Here is a 20,119-nt window from a genome sequence, read left to right on the forward strand (position 1 = left end):
GGCGGCGAGCACGAGCTGCTCGCCTCGGTCGCAGGCCCCGCAGACGGGCGTCCGCACGCGACGCGAGGACGATGTCCTCGGTGGTTCCGTGGGCAAACGCCATCGCGCATGTCCGCGAGCGTACATCTGGAGAGGTTTGGAGGGCTTTGTGGCCCCTGCCGCTAAGGCGAGCTGGTGGCCGTGCCTGCGGGAGCCGTCGTGGTCGCGTCGGAGGCCGCCGTGCCGGTCGCATCGGCGGTCGCCGCCGTGCCGGCCGTGGCCGCCGGCGTCGTCACCGGCTTGGGCACCTTGAGGCGGATCGGCAGCGGCGTGGTCACCGGCGCCTGCACGCGCGGGGCGGGCGGCTTGGAGATCGTCGCCGCACCGTCGTCACCATCGAAGAAGCCGGCCAGTGCGGCTGCGCCGCCGGCAAGGGCGATGACGAGCAGCAGCGGCAACAGGATCACGAGTGGGCGCGCGCCGCCGCTGCGGCGCGTCTTGCCGCCGGTCAGCAGCGGTGCCTCGGTGGCGGGCTCGACGGGCTCCGGCGCGAGGCTCGCGTCGGGGAACTCGTGGTCCCACTCGGTGGTCTCGCCGAGATCGTCATCGACCGCGGCGAGGTGGGCCTCGCCTGCTTCGGGCTCGTCCTCTGCGACGGCGTCGTGCTCGGCTTCCTCCGGCTCCTGCACGGCTTCCGGCTCCGGCGCCGCCGGCACCACGACCGCGATCGGCACCTCGTCGTCGAGGTCGGGCAGATGTGGGAACGCGCCGTTCAACGCGGTCCCGGCGGGCGTGCCGTCGGCCGGCGCGGGCGCCACGTCATGGCCGTGCTCGGGCACGGCACGCAGTGCGTCCAGCAGGACCGACGACGTGTCGGTCCCGAGCGTGTCGACCGACGGATCCTGGTAGGCCAGCTCGGCGCGCCGGAAGATCTCGGCCAGCGCGTTGCAGCGCTCGCAGCGATCGAGGTGGCGGGCGATGCGCTCCAGGTCGGCCGGACCGAGCGCGCCGTTGGCGCGCGCGGCGAGCATCGTCGGCACGTGCACGCACGTTTCGGTCCCGCGGCTGCGCAGCTTGCCGTGCGGCGGCGGGCCCGACGGCTGGCGGGCCATCGACGCCGCGGCGTGGCGCGTGGCACCGCGCAGCAGCGCCTCGGGCTCGAGGCTCTTGAGGTCCTGCGCATCGCGCACCGCGGCGCGGAAGCGCGCAAACGCCTCGGCGGCGGCACGGTCGGCGGCCTGCGGGCCACAGACCTGCGTGCAGAACGCGACGACCGCCGGCCCGCGACGGTCCACGAGCGCTTGCAGCGCAGCAGGATCGCCGGCGCGCACGCCCTGCGGTGTCACGCCCTTCTCCGACGAGGCCTCCATCGCCGCGGAGCCTAGACGGCCGTCCAGCGGCACGTAGTCCAATCCCTCGGTTACAGCCATCCCTTGTCCTCCGCCACTCGCACCGCTTCGGCCCGTGAGTGGGCCCCTAGCTTCTGCATTGCGCTCGACAGGTAGTTGCGCACCGTCCCTGCGGACAGGTGCAGGCGTCCTGCGAGGTCCATCACGGGCTCGCCGCCGCGCGCGGCGCCGAGCACCTCCGTCTCGCGCGGCGTCAACGGGCTCTCGCCCTCGGCCAGCGCCGCCGCGGCCAGCGCGGGATCCAGCACGCGGTCGCCGGCCATCACGCGCCGGATCGCGGTCGCCAGCTCGGTGGCCGGCGCGTCCTTGAGGACGAAGCCGCGGGCTCCGCTCTCCATCGCCCGGCGCAGGTAGCCCGGGCGGCCAAAGGTGGTGAGGATGACGACGCGCACCTCAGGCAGCGCGTCGGCCAGCTGGGCGGCGGCGCTGAGGCCGTCGCCGCCGGGCATCTCGATGTCCAGCAGCGCGACGTCGGGCGCGGCGTCGCGTGCCGCCGGCAGGACCTCGTCGCCGCGGGCGACTTGGGCGACAACCTCGAGGTCGCCCTCGAGCGTTAGGAGTGAAGCGAGTGCTCCGCGGACCATTGCTTGGTCTTCGGCAAGCAGCACGCGGATCATGAGACAGCCTCCAGCGGGACCGTGACCGCCAGCCGGAAGCCACCGCCGGCGTTGGGCGCGGCGTCCATGCGGCCGCGGACGCGGGCGACGCGCTCGGCAAGACCGGCCAGGCCGGTGCCGTCGCCATCGCCGGTCTCGTCGCCACCACAGCCGTCGTCGACCAGTTCGAGCGCTGCGTCGCGCGCGCCGACCGCGACGCTGATGCGCACGTGGCTGGCCTCGCTGTGGCGCAGGATGTTGGTCGCACCCTCGCGGATCGCCCAGGCCAGCACGGCCTCGGCGTCGGGCGGCAGCTCGCCGACCGGCGCGGGCGCGGCGTCGACCTCGATCCCGGCGGCGGCCAGCGTCGAGCGCGCGCCGGCCAGCTCGGCCGAGAGCAGCGGGCGCCGGTAGCCGGCGACGGCCTCGCGGACCTCCGAGAGCGCGCGGCGCGAGACGGCCTCGATGTCGCGCACGTGCTCGGCGGCCTGCTCGGGGTGGTCGTCGATCAACCGCGAGGCGAGCTCGCTCTTGAGGGCGACGACCGAGAGCGAGTGGCCGAGCAGATCGTGGAGGTCGCGCGCGAAGCGCAGGCGCTCGTCGGCCACGGCGAGGCGACCGATCTCACCGCGCGCGGCACCCAGCTCGCGGTTGACGACGCGCAGGCGGCGGAAGCCGCCGGTGAGCATGCCGACGCCGAGCGTGACGATGAAGAGCGAGATGATCGCGCCGCCGTGCGGGTCGCTGAGCGCCTCGGTGCCGGCTGCGGCGGCGCCGAGGACGAAGAGCGCGGGGATCGCGTAGCGACGGTCGATGCGCAGGCCCGTGGCAGCCGCCACGAAGCACCACAGGCCCGACCAGTCGGCCTCGCCGATGGCGGCGAGCCCGGCGGCGAGCGCCGCGAGCAGCAGGACGCGGGCGACCGCACCGGCGTCTTCATCGACCGTGCGGTCCTCGATCTTCCAGCCGCCCACCATGGTGCGCCAGTACACGGCGACGAACGCAACGAAGCCCGCCAGGGTCAGGACGAGCAACGCGCCGGAGAGCTTGTCGACGGCGTCGATGGCCGGTCCGACGATGAAGATCAGCGAGATCATCATCGCCCACTGGCCACGGCGAGGGACGGCGAGAAGTCCCTCGTCCGGTGGGCAGGGCTGGGTGCTCACAGCAAAAGGGTGCCGGGTGCGGGAAACGACATGGACGGATGGTCCCCTTAAGGACGGACGCAGGGAAGTGGCGGGTGTCCGCACTTCTCCGTGACATCCGTCATCTACGGGAGGCGAAGGGCGCTGCGCACGACGCTCTTGAGCTGATCGATGGGCGTGGTCGGGCCCGTGCCGCCTGGGCGGGCGGTCCAGAGCGCGACGGGCGCGCCCGCGCGTGGGTCGGCGCCGAGACGGACCTCGTGGGCGGCCTCGGCGGGGCTGACGTCCTCGACCGGGCCGAACGGCGTGTCCGGGCGGGCGGGACTGGCATCTCTGTGCAGCGTGGCGGCGCGGACGAGGCCGTCGGAGTCCTGGCCGGCCACCGGCTGGATCCACGCCAGCGTGATGCCGCTGTTGGCGGCGAACATGACGTCGGTGCCGCGCAGGCCGCCTTGTGCGGGCGCCGCGTACTCCGGGCCGCCGAAGGTGGAGGCGCCGCGGGTGCGGAAGAGGACGGGCCGCGGGCCGTCGGTGGTCGTCGCGGTGGTGGCCAGCGCCCAGCCGCTGTCGGCCTGCGCGAGCGCGGGCGTGCTGGAGCCGTCGGGCAGGATCGTCTGGGCTGGCAGGAAGCGCCCGCGGCCGACGAGCATCGCGGTGCCTTCCAGCGCGGTGCGGCCGGCGACGGCGCTGCGGCGGAGTTGGTGGCGGCGCCAGATCAGCCGGACCTGGCCGCGCTGGTCGATCCTGGAGAGCAGGCGCCATTGCGTCCCGCCGTCGGCGCGCGCGACGCGCTGCTGGCTGCCCCAGCTGTGGCCGGGGCGCCGGACGCGGGCCAGGACGTCGCCCTGGCGGACGAAGGCGATGGCCTGATCGCCGCGCTCGCCGACCGCGATCGCGACGGTGTCGGCGCGGCCCTTGCCCGAGGCCGTGAAGGGCCGGCCGAAGCGGCCGTTGCGGCGCTCGATCGCCCGCACGATCCGTCGCGTCGCGCCCGAGCTCGTCTTGGTGACCTCGATCCAGGCGACCAGCACGGTGCCCTGGCTGTTGGCCGCGATCTGGGCTTGGCCGACGACCGGCGCGGTGACGAGCGTCCGGGCGGCGCCGAAGCCGCCGGTGAGCGTGCCGAACGCGACATTGAGGCGATAGCGGATGGCGCCGGTCGGGCCGGGACGTCCGGGAACGCCCTGCTGGGCGAGCGCGACGGTCTGCGTGCGGGCAAACGGCGCGAGGCCGACGAGCCCGTCCGGTGCGGGATGCTCGGGCGCGAAGGCCTGCCCGGGCGCGCGGTTGGCGGCGGCCTCGCCGCCGATCGCGTCGTTGCCGACGTTGTCTTGCCATGGCCAGCCGGCCACGAGCGTGCCGTCGAAGCCGGTCGCGGTCAGCAGCGGGCCGGCGAAGGTGTGGGGCGCCGAGACGGTCTGGGGTGCCGACCATGTGGCGGCGCCGGCGGTGGGGACGACGCCAGCGAGGGCGGCGCAGACGAGGGCGAGGGGGAGGGGGAGGGCGCGGCGCATGTGCACCATCAACGCACCGTACGCCCCCGAGGTTGCGGCCAGCTCCACGGCCCATCGAGGGACGACAGATGGTCGGTCACAGACCATCTGTCGTCCCTCGACGCCGCGGGTGAGTGGCCGCGCCGGCTGTCGAGGGCCGACGTGTGGTTCTCGAGGGCCACCTGTCGTCCCTCGATGTGTTGGGGAGCGCGCGCCGGGGGCCTCGTCATACTCCGTGGCGTGCGGATCGCCCCCGTCCTCATCGACGCGCGAGCGGCCGCGCGAGTGGAGCTCGGTGGGGTCGAGCGGTGGGCGCGGGAGCTGAGCGTGCGGTTGCCGGCGCTGCATCCGGAGCGCTATGCCGTGGCGCGGCCGCCTGCAGCACTGGCCCATCGCGCCGGTCACGCGTGGGAGCAGCTCGTGCTGCCGGCCTCGCGGGCGGGGCGTGGCGCACGGGCGATCCTGTGCCCGGCCAACCTCGCGCCGCTGGCGTCCCGGCACAACGTTGTTGTTGTTCATGATGTGGCGCCGCTGCGCGAGCCCGCCTGGTACTCGTCGCTCTATGTGCGCTGGCAGCGCATCGTGCTGCCCCGGATCGCGCAGCACGCCGCGCTGGTCCTGACGCCGTCGGCGTTCTCGCGTGACGAGGTCGTCGAGCTGCTCGGCGTCGCGACCGACCGCGTGGCCGTCGTGCCCGGAGGCGTGGATGACCGCTTCACGCCGGCAGCCGACATGGGACCCGCGCGAGCCGCCTGCGGGCTCGCCGATCGCCCGTACGTCCTGACCGTCGCCAGCCGCACGGCGCGCAAGAACCTCGGCGTGCTCGACCTCGCGGCGCGGCGGTTGGCCGCGCGCGGGGTGGACCTCGTGGCCGCCGGCGGCGACCGGCCGCAGTTCCGGAACGAGCAGGACACCACGGGCGTCCGCCCGCTGGGCCACGTCGACGACGCGCTCCTGCCCGGCCTCTACGCGGGCGCCGCTGCGTTCGTGCTGCCGTCGTTGTACGAGGGCTTCGGCCTGACCGCGCTGGAGGCGCTGGCCGCAGGCGTCCCGGTCGTCGCCGCCGATCGCGGTGCGCTTCCGGAAGTCTGCGGTCGTGCCGCCCAGTTGGTGGATCCGACTGACGCCGAGGCGATCGCCGACGCCCTCGAGCGCGCGCTCGACGACCCCGCGCCCTGGCGCGCCGCCGGCCCGCAGCGCGCCGCGCCGCTGACCTGGGACGCGACCGCGCGTCGCGTGGATGCGCTGCTGGCCGAGGTCATCGCATGATCGCGCGCCGCGTCGACGCGCTGCTCGCCGAGGTCATCTCATGACGGCTGCCCGCGTCGTGTCGCTCCAGGTCGCCCGTGCCTCCACGCTGCCCTGGCGCGGCAAGGAGGTGCCGTCCGGGTTCCTCAAAGCGCCGGTCGACGGGCGCCTCGCGCTCGGCCCGCTCGGTCTCGACGGCGACGAGCAGGCCGACCTGACCGTGCACGGCGGTCCCGACAAGGCGATCTGCTGCTACGCCTCCGAGCACTTCCCGTTCTGGACCGAGCTGACCGGCCGCCGCTTCGGGCCCGGGGCGTTCGGCGAGAACCTGACGCTGGCCGGCCTCACCGAGCAGGACGTGCACATCGGCGACACCTACACCTTGGGCGACGACGGTGCGGTCGTCCAGGTCAGCCAGCCCCGCGGACCGTGCTTCAAGGTCGCCGCGCGCTGGGGCGTGCGGACGCTGCCCAAGGAGATGGCCCACCGGCTGATTGCCGGCTTCTACCTGCGGATGATCGAGCCCGGGACGGTCGCTGCGGGCGACATGATGACCTTGATCGAGCGCGGCAGCGACATCACCGTCGCCGAAGTCCTGCGCGTCACCTACCGCGACCGCCACGACCCGCCCGCCCTGTCTCGCGTCATGGATGTCGCGACGCTCGCCGACCAATGGCGCGCCGCTCTCACCAGCCTCGCCGCGCACAACATGCTGCCGCTCACCGACCCCGTCGGCGACGCCTGAGCGCGCGAGTCTGGCATGCTTGCGCCCGTGGTGTATCGGGCGCTCATCGTTCAGGCCTGCGCAGCGGGGATCTGGCTGACCGTCAGCGCGGTCACCACCGCCATCGTGATCCTGTACGGCGTGCCAGTTGAGCGGCTCCCCGCGATCACGTGGCTCACGTTGGGCGGCATGATGATCGTTCAGGAACGGCGTCTCCACCGTCGTCCCTACCCGGATCCGGCACCGGCCGCGGCGCAGCTGGCCGACATGCGCGAGACACTGCTCGCGATCTTGCGCCGCAACGGTCGTATCGGGGTGTGCGTCGTCGCGGTGAGTGCCGCTTTTGCAGCCGGCACGGCCTTCGGCTTGTTCATCGACGACCAGAGCGACTGGTGGTTCGTGCCGTGGATCTCGTTGGCCGGCGGAATCGTTGCGCTGAGAGAGACGATGTGGATCAGAACCTGGGAGCTCGACCACCTGGATACCCAGTTGGTCGAAGCGCATCCGGACGAGCAGCCGCGCTACACCTTGCCTCGCGGCTGGGGCGATGAGCGGGCAGCGGGCGACCGCTGACGACGTTCGTGCTCAGACCGTCTTGACGAAGAGCACGCGGTCGAAGCCGCCTTGGTTCTCGCGGCCGGCCTCGACGTAGCCCAACCGGGGGTACATGATCAAGTTGTCGGCCATCCGCGCGTGGGTGTGGAGCCGGACCTCGGGCAGCCCGCGGCGCCGCGCTTCGTCTTCGGCGAAGGTCAGCAGCGCGCGGCCGTGACCCTGGCGCTGGCAGTCAGGCGCGACCGCGACGTTGTTGACCACCAGGAACCCGTCGTCCTTGACGAGGACGATGCTCGCCGCCAGCGTTCCCGGCCCGTCACCGTCAACCACGTACTGCTGGCCGGCCGCGATCCGCGCGGCGTGGTCGTCGTCCATCGGCGCAGGCCGTCGCCCGACGGCCGCGACGTGGCGGGAGAACGCGGCCTCCACCAGCGCGCCGACCGCCTCGGCCTCCTCGGGCCGCGCCGCTCTCACGCCATCCCGAATCGGACGACCCCGTCTTCCTCGACCTCGACGACCTCGCCGCGTTCCAGCAGCAGGTCGATGTGGCCCAACACCTCCGACAACGTCAGGTAGGCCTGCGTCACCGCGACGTTGCCCCACATCTCCTGGGCGATTTCGAACGCCGACTTCGGCCCGTCAACGGCCAGGATCCCCGCGATCTTCACCAGGCGCCGCTCGTGGCCGGCGATGCGCTCGTCGATCAGCGTGCGGTGGTCGGTCACCGGCTCGCCGTGGCCTGCGTAGACGATCTTGAGGTCCATCGCGCGCGTGGCGCTCAACGAGGTCAGGTAGGCGATGAGCGCCCGCGGACGCGGTCCGGACGCTTCGCCGCCCAGCGGCCGGCTGATCAGCGGGTTGGACGAGATGTGCTTGATGAGGTGGTCGCCGCCGAGCACCTCGCCGCTGGCCTCGTCGTGGAAGATCGTGTCCGACGGCGAGTGCCCCGGACGGTGATGCACCCGCCACGCGCGCGACGCGAACTCCAGGACGTCACCCTCGCTGACGGTGCGCGTGACCTCGACGGACGCGCCCCAGGCGCGGAACTGCGCGGTGACGGCTCGCAGCGCGATGCCGATGTCGTGCGGGACGCCGTTGCTGCGCATCAGCCCCTCGGCGAACGCGTCGTCGGCGTCCATCTCGGTGCCGTAGCGCGCCAGCCACGGCGCGAGCAGATCGAGGGCGACGACCTCGGCGCCCGAGCGCTCGGCGATGATCTTGGCCAGCCCGATGTGGTCGATGTGCTGGTGGGTGAGGACGATGCGCTCCAGGTCCTCGATCCGGCGCCCGTGGGAGGCCAGCGCGGCCTCCAGCTCGGTGAGCGACGTGCCGGAGTTGGGACCCGTGTCGACCAGCGTCAGCGGGTCGTCGTCGATCAGGTAGCAGTTGACGCGCCCGACCGCGAACGGGGTGGGGACGGGGAGGACGTGGATGCCGCGCGCGGATGGCGCCAGGGCTCCGCTCATGGCCTGTGCCCCGCGTGCGGGCCCGTGGCGCTCACGCGCGGATCCGGCCCAGCACCTCGTCGCGCTTGGCCTCCATGTCGGCCTCGCTGACCAGCGACTCCAGGGTCAGGCGAAGGAACGGCTCGGTGTTGGAGGCGCGGACGTTGAAGTGCCAGTCCTCGAAGTCGACCGAGACGCCGTCGACGTGCGTGACGGTCGCGCCCGGCTGCGAGCCGTAGTGCTGTTCCAACTCGGCCATCTTGGCCGGGCCGTCGCTGATCTCGGAGTTGATCTCGCCCGAGATGAAGTACTTGGCCTTGAAGGGCTCCAGCAGCTCGGACATCTTCTTGCCCTCGACGCTCAGCTTCTCGAGGACCAGCAGCGCCGGCAGCGTGCCGGAGTCCGCGTTGTAGAAGTCGTGGAAGTAGTAGTGGCCGGAGACCTCGCCGCCGAAGATCGCGCCCTCGTCGCGCATGCGCGTCTTGAAGAAGGCGTGGCCGACGCGGTTGACGTGCGGCGTGCCGCCGGCGGCCGTGACCGTGTCGGCGACCGCGCGAGAGGCGCGAGCGTCGTAGAGGATGTCGGCGTGCGATCCGCGCTTTGCCAGCAGGTGCTCGGCGAGGATCGCGGTCAGGAAGTCGCCGTCGACGAAGCGGCCGGTGTCGTCGATGAAGAAGCAGCGGTCGGCGTCACCGTCCCAGGCGATGCCGAGGTCGGCGCCCTCGGCGATGACCTTGTCCACGATGAACTTGCGGTTCTCCTCCAACAACGGGTTGGGCTCGTGGTCGGGGAAGTTGCCGTCGGGCGTGAAGTAGGTCTCGACGAGGTCGAGGCCGAGCCCGCGCAGGATCGGCCCAGCCATGGGGCCGGCCATGCCGTTGCCGCCGTCGACGACGACCTTCAGCGGCTTGACGTTGGCCGGGTCGATCGTCTTGAGCGCGGCGGCCTGGAACTCCTCGTAGATCTCGACCTCCTCGACCGAGCCCTGCGCGGCCGACGGCTCTCCGAGCCCCTCCTCGATCATCCGCCGGATGTCCTGGATCCCCTCGTCGCCGCTCAGCGCGATCGAGCCGCGCTTGACGAGCTTGGCGCCGGTGTAGGCCTTGGGGTTGTGCGAGGCGGTGCACATCAGCCCGCCGTCGAGGTCGCGTGAGCCGACCAGGAAGTACAACATCTCGGTGCCGACCTGCCCGGCGTCGATCACCGTCGCGCCCTCGGCGACCATGCCGTCGCGGTAGCGGGCGGCCATCTCGGGGGCGCTCAGGCGCATGTCGCGGCCCAGACCGAGGCGCAGCTCGGTCGTCGGCTTGCCCTCCAGCTGCCCGATTACCCGGGCGAAGGCACGCCCGATCTGCTCGGCGGCATCAGGCCCCAGTTGGTCGCCGTGGATGCCGCGGATGTCGTAGGCCTTGAAGATCTCGGCGGGGACGCTCATGGCGCCCAATCCTATGGTGACCTCAGCCGGAGCGGCGTGCGGAGAAGGTCTCGGGGCGCCGGCAGACGCCGTTGCCCACGGCACTGCGGTAGTCGTCAATGCGGTCGAAGGAGATCTCGAGCAGGCCGCCGTGGAGCGTGCCTTGGACGTACGTGGTCAGGATGTCGATGCCGCCCGCGGGGACAGGGTCGGTCCTGCGATGGGCGTCGTAGATGGTGCCGTTTGCCGCGATCGGGATCGATGCGCGCTCGCTGGTGTCCCACCACTCGCGCCAGTTCGTGCCAGTGCAGTCGTACGGCGACGTGTCGACGCGGACACGCAGCCGGTCGCCGGTCTGCCACGCGTAGAGCAGCGAGCCGTCGGCGGCCCGTGCGCGGAAGACGATGGCGCCCTTAACCGACGGAACGGCTGGCAGGCGTGAGCGCCCTTCGGTCTTCTCGGCCTTGGTCTCCTTGGCGGCGGCGCTGGCCTTGGATGGGAAGGTTCGTCGCAAGCCGTACTGGGCGCCGAACATCAGCGCGAACATGATGAGCCCCGGCACGAAAAGGCCCAGGCCGACCCTCAGCGGCCGCGCGTCGCGCAACTGCTCGGCGCTCGGCGCGGCCGGAGGTTCGACGCGCAGCCGGCTCAGCGTGATCGCGGCCTGCGCCGGGTCGGCGGCGGCCAGTGCGATCTCGGTGACCTCGCGGCTGAGCGTCCCGCGCAGCCACATCTTGGCCGGGGTGGTGAGCACCAGGACCAGCGTTGCGCCCTTGGGCCGGACTCCAGCGGGGATCGTCGTCCTGCGACAGACCTCTGCGCCCGGGCCGGCGATGACCTTCGCGATCGTGCTGAGCGGGATCTCCACCGGCTTGTGCAGCTTGGGGTGGGCGATCGTGAGGGCGTCGGCGCCGAGCTCCAGCCGGCCGGCGCGGGAGGAGAAGGCGCTGCGCTGCAAGGGGACGATCGTCGGCTCCATCCTCCCGGGAATCGGCGAATGCGCAGCGTCCTTGAACGCGACGTCCGGACGTGAGCGGCCGCCGTGCGCCATGCTTCCCGCCCGCATGGCCCAGACCCCTCCGGTGGCAATCCTCTGTGGCGGGCGTGGCACCCGGCTGCAGGAGCACACGAGCACGATTCCCAAGGCGCTGGTCGAGATCGGCGGCCTGCCGATCCTCTGGCACGTCATCCGGCTCTACGCGCATGCGGGCTGCACGCGGTTCGTGCTCTGCACGGGCTATCTCGGCGAGCAGATCGAGGCGTTCGTGGAGGGCCAAGAGTGGCCGGAGGGTGTGGAGATCAGCTGTGTCGACACCGGCGCCGACACGCCGACCGGTGGGCGCCTGCGCGCCGCGGCGGCGCACCTCGACGGCGGGCCGAGCTTCTGCGCGACCTATGCCGACGGCGTCGCCGACGTGGATCTCCGCCGTCTCTTGGAGTTCCATGCGGCGCACGACGGCGCTGCGACCATGACCGTCGTGCGCCCCGAGCTGCAGTTCGGCGTCACCGAGCTCGACGGCGGCGATCGCGTCACCGGCTTTCACGAGAAGCCGCGCAGCGAGCACTGGATCAACGGCGGCTTCTTCGTCTTTGACCGCGCGGTGCTGGATCGCCTCGGGCCCGACCAGGTCCTGGAGCGCGAGCCCTTGGAGGGCCTGGCCGCCGACGGGCAGCTGCGCGCCTTCCGCCACGAGGGCTTCTGGGATTGCATGGACACCTACAAGGACGCGGTGCTGCTCAACGACCTCTGGGCGTCGGGCGCACCGCCGTGGAGGACGTGGAGCTGATGGCTGGCAACGACGGGAAGTCGACCTTCGTCACCGGCGCCTACGGGATGCTCGGCGCGTGGCTGGTCCGCGCGTTGCTGGATCGCGGTGAGCGCGTCGTGGTCCTGCGTCGTGACCGCGCCGTGGGCAGCGCGCTTGACGGCGTGGAGGAGCGCTGCCACGTCGTGCACGGTGATGTCGCCGACGAGGCGCTGATGGCGCGGATCGTCGTCGAGGAGGAGGTCGGCACGGTCTTCCACCTGGCGGCGCAGACGATCGTCGGCGCGGCCAACCAGTCGCCGGCCTCGACCTACACCACCAACATCAAAGGGACGTGGTCGGTGCTCGAGGCGGCCCGCCTCGGCGGCACGCGGCGCGTGGTGGTGGCGGCCTCCGACAAGGCCTACGGCGAGCACACCACGTTGCCCTACACCGAGGACATGGCCTTGCAGCCCATGTTCCCCTACGACGTGTCGAAGGCCGCCACCGACCTGATCGCCCGTTCGTATTGGCATGCCTTCGGGCTGCCGGTCGCGACGACGCGCTTTGCCAACATCTACGGCGGCGGGGACCTCAACCCGTCGCGGCTGATCCCGGAGCTGATCGCCGCCGCGCTCGACGGCCGGGCTCCGCGCATCCGCTCGGATGGCACGCCGGAGCGCGACTTCCTCTACGTCGAGGACGCCGTCGCCGCGTACCTGGCGATCGCCGATGCGCTGGACGTGGAGGATGCGGGGGCGCGAGGCGAGGCGTTCAACGCGGGCGGCGGACGACCGGTGAGCGTCCGTGAGGTGGTCGACACGCTGGGGCGCGTCGCCGGCCGTCCGCTGGAGGCCGTCTATGACCCGGCCCGCACCACGCCCGGCGAGATCTCGCGGCAGTACGTGTCGGTCGAGAAGATCGAGCGTGTGTGTGGGTGGCGGCCGGCGGTGGGGTTGGAGGAGGGCCTGGCGCGGACGCTGGAGTGGTACCGGGCGCGGCGCGAGGGACGCGAGTGAGATCCGGGGCGCCAAATGACGAATAGTTCGACATTTGGCGCCCCGGATCGATCGCTTGTCGCGCTAAGCCACGCCGCGCGACCGCGCGCGCGGCTTCCACGCCGCCCGCGACGTGTGCAGCCGCGGCACCATCAGCCGCGCCCGGTCGCTCGGCTCGCGCGCCCAGCGCTCGAACTGCGCCGCCGGCATCGGCCGCGCCAATCCGAAGCCCTGGGCGACATCGCAGCCCAACTCGGCCAGCCGCTGCCAGGCCTGCGGCGTCTCGACGCCTTCGGCCACCACCCGCAAACCCAGCGCGCGACCCAGGCCCACGACCGAGCCGACGATCGCCGCATCCTGCGGGTCGTCGACCATCCCCAAGACGAACGAGCGGTCCAGCTTCAGCTCATCCGCCGGCACGTTCTTGAGTTGCTCCAGTGACGACTGCCCGGTCCCGAAGTCGTCGACCGAGATCTCGACGCCCAACGCCTTGATCCGCTCCAGGATCGCGATCGCCCGGGAGGTGTCGCGCATGACCGCGTCCTCGGTGACCTCGACGCAGAGGTTGTCCGGGGTCAGCGCGTGGCGCTCCAGCGTCTCGGTGATCCGGTCGGGCAGCGTCGCGTCGACCAGGACGATCGCGCTGACGTTCACCGCGACGTGGATGTCGAGCCCGACCCGGCGCCACTGCGCCGCCTGGGCCACGGCGTGCTCCAGCACCCACAGCGTCAGCTGGGGCATCAGCCCCGTGCGCTCGGCGATCGGCAGCAGCACGCCCGGCGGCACGTTGCCGCGCGTCGGGTGCTTCCAGCGGATCAGGGCCTCGGCGCCCGAGATCCGGCCGGTCGCGATGTCGACCTGGGGCTGGAACGCCAGCCACAACTGCTCATCGTCATCGTCGAAGGCGCCGCGCAGATCGGCCGCCAGCGCCAGGCGATCCAGCGAGTGCTCGTCGTGCTCGGCCGTGTAGCCGGCGACGACCGTGCCCAGCCGCTTGGCGTCGTACATCGCGACGTCGGCGCGGCGCGCGAGCTCGCGCGAGTCGTGGGCGTCCTGCGGGAAGTGCGCGATGCCGACCGAGGCGTTGACCGCGACCCCGACGCCCTCGATGTCCAGCGGCGCATGCAGCGCCACCCCGATCGCTGCGGCGACCTTGCGCGCATCGTGGCCCTCGGGCACGATCGCCGCGAACTCATCGCCGCCCAGGCGCGCCAGCGTGCCGGGCACGACCGCCTCCAACCGGCGCGAGACCGCGATCAGCAGATCGTCGCCGGCATGGTGGCCGAGCGTGTCGTTGAGCTCCTTGAAGCCGTCGAGGTCGAGTTGCAGCAGCGCTAGGCGGCGCGAGGAGCGCTCGCCCGCCGCGGTCAACACCTCGAGCTCACGGAACAGCGCACGACGGTTGGGCAGACCGGTCAGGTCGTCGGTCAGCGCCTCACGACGATGCAGCGCCAGCGAGCGCACCTCGCGCAGCGTCCAGACCAGGCGCGCCAGCGCGCAGGCAAACGTCGCGGCAGCCAGCAGGACCGCGGAGGTCGCCATCCGCGAGAAGTGGTCGGCGACGAGGATCCCGCAGGCCAGCGTCGCGATGCACGCCGGCGAGGTCAGCTCCCACCAGCCGCCGACCGGCAGGACACGCCCCGGAGCCGGTCGCGCCCAGGCGGCCGCGGCGATGCACAGCAGCCCGAGGCTCCAGCAGACCATCATCGACGTCGAGGCGCCGCCCTGGCCCCCGACAAGCCCGAGCACGCGCAGCGTGTCCGACGCCAGCGTGAAGAGCAGGCCGACCGCGAGCAGCAGACCTTGCGGGGACGGTCGCCCGATCATCAGCAGCGTCCCGAAGAGGATGCCCAGCAGCGCGAGGTCAGCGGCGGGGTAGATGACGTTGACGACCGCCGTGGTGTCGCTGAGCCCGGCGAGGTTGCCGATGAACAGCGCGCTGACGTAGGTCGCCGAGGCGAGGCCGATGAGCAGGCCGTCGAGCCAGAACGACCGGTGCGCGCCGCCGAGGTAGTGACGGGAGATGACGACCAGCGCGGCGTACCACGGCGGATAGGCCAGCAGCCAGAAGACGTCCTGGACGCCCGCATGGTCGACGTGGCTGCCGGCGATCGCGAAGATGACGCCGCCGACGACCGTCGAGAGCAGGCCGCCGGTGAGCAGCAGCCACATCGCGCGATCGCCGCTGGACCACAGCAGGCGCGTCAGGGCGAGCCCCGCGGCCACGATGGCGGTGGCCAGCGGCAGGACGATGGTGCCGACCACCGGCGAGGAGAGCCGGACGCCGGTGAGCACGACGAGGTCGGCGAGCCCGAGCGCGATGGCCGCGCCCGTCAGGAAGTTGAGCAGCCTGGCGCGGCGACCCGAAAGACGCGTGGACAGCAGTGGTGCGCGCGAAGCCGTCATGAGCTCATCCCCTTGGGACGTGCAGATGCACGTCCTCCAACCAGTCATCGGCCGCTGAGCAATCTTCTTCAACCGCAAACGTGTCGCGGCGGACAGTCGGGGACCGTCGCTTTCGGCGGCCGGCTTCGTTGTAAGGACATGACCCGCTCCCCAAGAACCCCACTCCTCGCCGCCGTGCTCGCAGGTCTTACCCTGGCGGCGCCCGCGGCCGCACACGCCGCCGATGCCTTCGTCGGCGTGACGGACGGCAACCAGCTCGTCCACTTCAGCTCCGACACGATCCCCGGCCTGTCAGTGCCCCAGTCCATCGACGGCCTGCCCGGCGGTGAGCGCATCGTCGCGCTCGACCAAAGCTCGTCGGGCGAGCTGATCGCCCTCGGCCGCTCCGGCACGCTCTATGACGTTGGGGTGGGCGGGAACCGAGTCAAGGTGCTGCGCACGGCCGGCGGGTTCGGCCTGCCGATCCCTCCCGAAAGCTCCGCAACGCTCAGCGTCGCGCCCGACGGCAAGAGCGCGCGCGTCATCGCCGCGGGTCGCGACAGGACCGTCGACCTGACCTCCGGCGCGGTGACGGCTGACGCGCCCGCCGCGGCGAACGTCGCCGCCGATCTCGGCGCCGACGGCGTCCTGCGCGGCGTCGACCCCGCGTCCAACAGCATCGTCACGCTCGACGCCACCGGCGAGCACACCGTCGCCTCGCTCGGCGCCACGCAGACGCACAGCCCGATCGCGGCCACCACCGCGCCCGACGGCGCGCTGTGGATCACGACCGCCCTGTCGCCGCGCCTCAACCCGCCCAAGCAGTCGCGCCTGCTGCGCTTTGACCCCAAGACCGGGCAGCTGCACCCGATCGACTTCTACCTGTTCGCGCAGCTCGACGCGCTGGCGGCCGTCCGCACCGTCCCCGACGACACCAAGGCGCCGACGGTCTCGATCCACATCCCGCGCCAGAGCCTCAAGAGCGCGCTCCGGCGCCACGGCTACCTCGCCGACGTCACGACCAGCGAGCCCGGCCAGACCGTCATGTCGGCGCGCGTCGGCTCCAGCTACCGCGCCTTCGGCTTCGGGACCGCCATCCACGGCGGCAAGCTCCGCGTTCTGGCCTCCTCCAAGCTGTCGCGGATCCGGGCGACCGCCGGCCATCGCGTGCGCTTGCACATCGCCGTCCACGACTGGGCCGGCAACATCAAGATCCTCGACCGCTACTTCACGCTCGCCCGCTGAGGAGGCGCCCGAGTTCGGACCTGCGCCCTCATCTAGAATCGAGGGCGTATGTCCGGACATTCCAAGTGGGCCTCGATCAAGCACAAGAAGGCGATCGTCGACTCCAAGCGCGGCAAGCTCTTCACCAAGCTGGCGCGGGCGGTCACCGTCGCGGCCAAGGAGGGCGGCGGCGACATCGACGGCAACCCGTCGCTCGCGCTGGCCGTGCAGAAGGCCCGCGACGCGTCGATGCCCAAGGACAACATCGAGCGCGCGATCGCCAAGGGCACCGGTGCCGGCGCCGACACCGCCGCGCTGGAGACGATGCTTTACGAGGGGTACGGTCCCGGTGGCGTCGCGCTGCTGATCGAGGCGGTCACCGACAACCGCAACCGCACCGGCGCCGACGTGCGCCACGCGCTGAGCAAGGCCAACGGCGCGCTCGGCGAGCCCGGCTCGGTGGCCTACAACTTCGACAAGAAGGGCGTCATCGTCGTCGACGGTGAGCGCTACAGCGAGGACGACCTGCTGGTCGCGATCGACGCCGGCGCCGAGGACATCGTGCGCGAGGACGGCGAGGCCTGGGAGATCATCACCGAGCCGTCCGACCTCACCGCCGTCCGCGCCGCGCTCGAGGCCGCCGAGATCGCGATCGAGAACGCCGAGGTCACGCAGCGGCCCAAGGTGCTCGTGCCCGTCGACGAGGAGACCGCGGCCAAGCTGCTGCGGCTGATCGACGCGCTGGAGGACTACGACGATGTCGACGCGGTTCACGCGAACTTCGACGTCGACTCCGAGGTGCTCGAGCGCCTGATGTCCGCGTCCTAGGAAGGACATCATGTTGCCGTCGGTGCTTCGTGAGGAGCGCCAGTTCCGCCTGCTGTTCGCCGGCCAAGCGCTGTCGGTCATCGGCGATCGGATCACCGCCGTCGTCCTGCCGTTCGCGGTGCTGTCGATTGGCGGCTCGACGACCGACGTCGGGATCATCGCAGCGGCGGGCTTCCTGCCGTTCATCGTCCTGGGGTTGATCGGCGGCGTCATCGCCGACCGCTTCGAGCGGCGCCGGATCATGGTGATCTCCGACCTCCTGCGGCTGGCGACGCAGCTGACGGCGGGCGTGCTGCTGGTCTCCGGCCACGCCGAGGTCTGGCACCTCGCCGCGCTGACCGCCCTCTTCGGCGCGGCCGACTCGTTCTTCGCGCCCGCCATGGGCGGCCTGATGCCGCAGACGATCGATCAACCCCATCATCTTCAGCCGGCCAACGCGCTGCGGTCGATGGCGATGTCGACCGGCTCGATCATCGGGCCGGCGGTGGCCGGCGTCCTCGTCGCGGTGGCGGGGGAGGGGACGGCGCTGATCGTTGACGCGGGGACGTTCCTGGTGTCGGTGGTCTGCCTGCTGGCACTGCGGCCGCGGGTGGCCGAGCGCGCCGATGCGCCGGAGGCGTTCATCGCCGATCTGCGCGGCGGCTGGCGCGAGGTGCGTGCCCGCACCTGGGTCTGGTCGTTCTTATTGGCGATGGTCGTCTACCACGCCATCGTCCTGCCCTCGATCTACGTGCTCGGCCCGGTGCTGTTCGAGGACGAGCTGAATGGGGCGACGTCGTGGGCGGTGGTCTCGATCGCGTTCGGGCTGGGCTCGATCGTCGCCGACCTGTTGCTGTTGAAGTGGCGCCCGCGCTTTGCGCTGCGCACGGCGGCGATCGGCCTCGGCATCGCCTCCTGCCAGGCGGTGATCGTCGGCAGCGGCCTGCCGGTGCTGGCCATCGCCGGGATCGAGTTTTTCTCCGCGATCGGCGTCTCGGGCTTCTTCACGCTGTGGGAGACGTCGCTGCAGGAGCACATCCCGGAGGCGTCGATCTCGCGCGTGACGAGCTACGACTACGCCGCCAGCGCCGGGATGATCCCGCTAGGCGTCGTCGTCGCCGGGCCGGTGAGCGACGCGGTCGGCATCCACGAGACGCTGGCGGCGATGACCGTGCTCGGGATCCTCGCCGCGGTCGCGTGCCTTGCGGTGCCGGCGGTCAGGAACCTGCCGCGAGGGACCGGGCGCGATACAGCGCCACCGGCTCCGGCAGCCCCTTGATCCGTCGCGCGTGCGCCGAGGACCAGCGGAACTCGGCGGCCGAGGCGTCGCGCACCTCGCGGGTGGCCAGGACGCTGCCGGCGCGGGCGATCGTCGTGACGCGGCTGGCGAGGTTGACCGCGCGGCCGAAGATGTCGCCGCCGCGCGCGACCGTCGGCCCGTAGGCGACGCCGACCCGGACCTGGGGGAAGGTGCCGTCGGTGGCCGCGGCATCGGAGGCCGCGACGAGCTCCAGCGCGGTGTGGACCAGCGCGTCGGGCTCGGCCGCGGTCAACAGGACGGCGTCGCCGATCGTCTTGACCAGGCGGACCGGCGGCTCGACGACCTCGCGGGCGACCGAGAAGAGGCGCTCGGCGACCGAGCCGAGATCCTCGGGCGCGATCTCCTCGCCCAGGCGCGTGAAGCCGACCAGGTCGGCGAAGGCCACCGCCTGGTCGCGGGCGCCGGGCACACGGCCCATGGCCCGCTCGCTCTGGCCGACCATCTCGCTCTGGACCATGTTGCGCAGGTGCTGGCTGAGCATCTGCATGATCATCGGGCCGACGAGCGGCATGGCGGCGTGGACCGACGCGGCGTAGCGCTGGGCCAGCTCCAACTCGGTCGTCCCCGGCTCCAGGACGGTCTCGAGCATCATGGCGCGCATCGCCTCCGACGCGGTGGCCAGCGACCGGCCCAGGACGCGTGTGGTCGCGACCATCTGCTCCTCGGTCAGGCCAAGCTCGACGAACTGGGTCGAGGTCCGGGCGCTGGCGAGGTCGACGTCGGTGAGCTCGACCGCGTCGGCCTCGGGCAGCGGGAGGCCGTGGGCGCGGCGCAGCTTGGTCAGCAGCTCGGGGTCGGCGCCGGTCATCGCGGCGACCTCGACCGCGGTGTACTTCGGCTCGCCGCCGACCTCGCGTTCGGCGGCCAGGAAGACCAGCAGCCCGCGGCGATGGGCGCGGCGCAGCTCGTCATCGGAGAAGCCCTCGCTGACGAGCCAGCCCAGCAGCGCCTGGCGCTCGGCCAGGGCCGAGCCCTCCAAGCCGTCGAAGAAGCCCTCCTGCGCGAAGTCCACGGCGCGCAGCCTACGCTGCTGAGGTGTCCTCCGATCGTCGAACCCCGCGCCGCCGCCTGAGCGCGGTCGAGCGCCGCGCCCGCATTCTGGCCGCCGCGCAGGAGGTCTTCGCCCAGCGCGGCTACCACGGCTCCTCGCTCGACGACATCGCCAAGGCGTCGGGAACGTCGAAGGCGCTGATCTATGAGCACTTTGATTCCAAGCGCGCGCTGCACGAGACGCTGATCCTCGAGCACGCCGAGGCGCTCTTCGATCGCTTCCAGGCCAACGCCGCGGCCGGCGCGACGGGGGAGGAGCGGCTGCGCAGCGGCGTCGACACCTTCTTCGCGTGGGTGCAGGAGCGCCACGAGGCGTGGCGGGCGCTCTTTCGCGACGCGGCCGACCCCGAGCTCGCGCCCGTCATCGACCGCCTCCAGGCCCAGGCGACCCGCGCGATCGTCGCGCTCGTCCCACCTGGCGCGCCCGGCGACGATCAGGCGATCGAGATGTATGCCCAGCTGACCTCAGGCGCCTGCCAGGCGCTGGCCAACTGGTGGGGCGACCATCCCGAGGTCCCGCGGGCGGTGCTCGTCGACCGCGTGATCGCCTTCTGCTGGGACGGGATGAAGCAGGTGTAGGA

The 20,119-nt window shown here is 72.1% G+C and carries 19 protein-coding genes; 9 read left to right on the forward strand and 10 right to left on the reverse strand.

The window, feature by feature from the left end; all coding sequences use genetic code 11:
- Nucleotides 1-161 precede the first annotated feature (161 nt).
- The 4 genes from VGO10_RS06440 to VGO10_RS06455 all read right to left on the reverse strand — a co-directional run bounded on the left by VGO10_RS06440 (nt 162) and on the right by VGO10_RS06455 (nt 4,643).
- Nucleotides 162-1,349, reverse strand: a complete 1,188-nt coding sequence (locus VGO10_RS06440) for a zf-HC2 domain-containing protein (protein WP_327466360.1) — start codon at nt 1,347-1,349, stop codon at nt 162-164.
- A gap of 50 nt (nt 1,350-1,399) precedes the next feature.
- Nucleotides 1,400-2,005: a response regulator transcription factor gene (locus tag VGO10_RS06445; protein WP_327466362.1), complete on the reverse strand. Its 606-nt coding sequence runs from the start codon at nt 2,003-2,005 to the stop codon at nt 1,400-1,402.
- Entirely contained in the window at nt 2,002-3,150 is a 1,149-nt protein-coding gene (locus VGO10_RS06450) for a sensor histidine kinase (protein WP_327466364.1), read from the reverse strand. The genes VGO10_RS06445 and VGO10_RS06450 overlap by 4 nt, the downstream gene beginning before the upstream one ends.
- Nucleotides 3,151-3,254: 104 nt before the next feature.
- Complete coding sequence (locus VGO10_RS06455) at nt 3,255-4,643, reverse strand: hypothetical protein (RefSeq protein WP_327466366.1); 1,389 nt, start codon at nt 4,641-4,643, stop codon at nt 3,255-3,257.
- A 219-nt stretch (nt 4,644-4,862) separates the two neighbouring features.
- Between VGO10_RS06455 and VGO10_RS06460 the strand changes: the two genes are divergently transcribed.
- Genes VGO10_RS06460 through VGO10_RS06470 form a run of 3 tightly spaced genes read left to right on the forward strand, consistent with a single transcriptional unit; the run spans nt 4,863 to nt 7,167 of the window.
- Nucleotides 4,863-5,891, forward strand: coding sequence for a glycosyltransferase family 1 protein (locus VGO10_RS06460; RefSeq protein ID WP_327466368.1), 1,029 nt, complete (start codon nt 4,863-4,865; stop codon nt 5,889-5,891).
- Between the two features lie 40 nt (nt 5,892-5,931).
- Complete coding sequence (locus tag VGO10_RS06465) at nt 5,932-6,615, forward strand: MOSC domain-containing protein (protein WP_327466370.1); 684 nt, start codon at nt 5,932-5,934, stop codon at nt 6,613-6,615.
- A 15-nt stretch (nt 6,616-6,630) separates the two neighbouring features.
- Nucleotides 6,631-7,167, forward strand: coding sequence for a hypothetical protein (locus tag VGO10_RS06470; protein WP_327466372.1), 537 nt, complete (start codon nt 6,631-6,633; stop codon nt 7,165-7,167).
- A gap of 12 nt (nt 7,168-7,179) precedes the next feature.
- Here the strand turns inward: VGO10_RS06470 and VGO10_RS06475 are convergent, their stop codons facing one another.
- Genes VGO10_RS06475 through VGO10_RS06490 form a run of 4 tightly spaced genes read right to left on the reverse strand, consistent with a single transcriptional unit; the run spans nt 7,180 to nt 11,074 of the window.
- Nucleotides 7,180-7,623 carry a GNAT family N-acetyltransferase gene (locus tag VGO10_RS06475; protein ID WP_327466374.1) on the reverse strand — a complete coding sequence of 148 codons (444 nt, stop codon included), beginning with the start codon at nt 7,621-7,623 and terminating at the stop codon, nt 7,180-7,182.
- Nucleotides 7,620-8,615, reverse strand: a complete 996-nt coding sequence (locus tag VGO10_RS06480) for an MBL fold metallo-hydrolase (RefSeq protein WP_327466376.1) — start codon at nt 8,613-8,615, stop codon at nt 7,620-7,622. Before VGO10_RS06480 ends, VGO10_RS06475 begins: the two co-directional genes overlap by 4 nt.
- Before the next feature lie 31 nt (nt 8,616-8,646).
- Entirely contained in the window at nt 8,647-10,029 is a 1,383-nt protein-coding gene (gene manB / locus VGO10_RS06485; protein ID WP_327466378.1) for a phosphomannomutase/phosphoglucomutase, read from the reverse strand.
- A 22-nt stretch (nt 10,030-10,051) separates the two neighbouring features.
- On the reverse strand, nt 10,052-11,074 hold the full coding sequence (locus tag VGO10_RS06490; protein WP_327466380.1) for a hypothetical protein: 1,023 nt from the start codon (nt 11,072-11,074) through the stop codon (nt 10,052-10,054).
- Between VGO10_RS06490 and VGO10_RS06495 the strand changes: the two genes are divergently transcribed.
- Nucleotides 11,073-11,795: a sugar phosphate nucleotidyltransferase gene (locus VGO10_RS06495; protein WP_327466381.1), complete on the forward strand. Its 723-nt coding sequence runs from the start codon at nt 11,073-11,075 to the stop codon at nt 11,793-11,795. The two genes, VGO10_RS06490 and VGO10_RS06495, sit on opposite strands and share 2 nt — an antisense overlap.
- Complete coding sequence (locus tag VGO10_RS06500) at nt 11,795-12,772, forward strand: NAD-dependent epimerase/dehydratase family protein (protein ID WP_327466383.1); 978 nt, start codon at nt 11,795-11,797, stop codon at nt 12,770-12,772. The genes VGO10_RS06495 and VGO10_RS06500 overlap by 1 nt, the downstream gene beginning before the upstream one ends.
- Before the next feature lie 63 nt (nt 12,773-12,835).
- Here the strand turns inward: VGO10_RS06500 and VGO10_RS06505 are convergent, their stop codons facing one another.
- Nucleotides 12,836-15,157 (reverse strand): bifunctional diguanylate cyclase/phosphodiesterase, encoded by a 2,322-nt coding sequence (locus tag VGO10_RS06505; RefSeq protein ID WP_327466384.1) that lies wholly within the window; start codon nt 15,155-15,157, stop codon nt 12,836-12,838.
- 174 nt (nt 15,158-15,331) lie between these two features.
- Between VGO10_RS06505 and VGO10_RS06510 the strand changes: the two genes are divergently transcribed.
- Genes VGO10_RS06510 through VGO10_RS06520 form a run of 3 tightly spaced genes read left to right on the forward strand, consistent with a single transcriptional unit; the run spans nt 15,332 to nt 18,446 of the window.
- On the forward strand, nt 15,332-16,381 hold the full coding sequence (locus tag VGO10_RS06510) for a hypothetical protein (RefSeq protein ID WP_327466386.1): 1,050 nt from the start codon (nt 15,332-15,334) through the stop codon (nt 16,379-16,381).
- Between the two features lie 48 nt (nt 16,382-16,429).
- Nucleotides 16,430-17,188 carry a YebC/PmpR family DNA-binding transcriptional regulator gene (locus VGO10_RS06515; protein ID WP_327466388.1) on the forward strand — a complete coding sequence of 253 codons (759 nt, stop codon included), beginning with the start codon at nt 16,430-16,432 and terminating at the stop codon, nt 17,186-17,188.
- Between the two features lie 10 nt (nt 17,189-17,198).
- Nucleotides 17,199-18,446: an MFS transporter gene (locus VGO10_RS06520; RefSeq protein ID WP_327466390.1), complete on the forward strand. Its 1,248-nt coding sequence runs from the start codon at nt 17,199-17,201 to the stop codon at nt 18,444-18,446.
- On the opposite strand, the gene VGO10_RS06525 is transcribed toward VGO10_RS06520, so the two are convergent.
- Nucleotides 18,385-19,500, reverse strand: a complete 1,116-nt coding sequence (locus VGO10_RS06525) for an adenylate/guanylate cyclase domain-containing protein (protein ID WP_327466392.1) — start codon at nt 19,498-19,500, stop codon at nt 18,385-18,387. The genes VGO10_RS06520 and VGO10_RS06525 overlap by 62 nt on opposite strands.
- Before the next feature lie 23 nt (nt 19,501-19,523).
- On the opposite strand from VGO10_RS06525, the gene VGO10_RS06530 reads away from it, so the two are divergent.
- The gene (locus VGO10_RS06530; RefSeq protein WP_327466394.1) at nt 19,524-20,117 is read left to right on the forward strand and encodes a TetR/AcrR family transcriptional regulator; all 594 of its coding nucleotides are present in this window, start codon (nt 19,524-19,526) and stop codon (nt 20,115-20,117) included.
- The last annotated feature ends 2 nt before the right edge of the window (nt 20,118-20,119 follow it).

This window comes from Baekduia sp., from assembly GCF_035996765.1.
Taxonomy (GTDB): Bacteria; Actinomycetota; Thermoleophilia; order Solirubrobacterales; family Solirubrobacteraceae; genus Baekduia.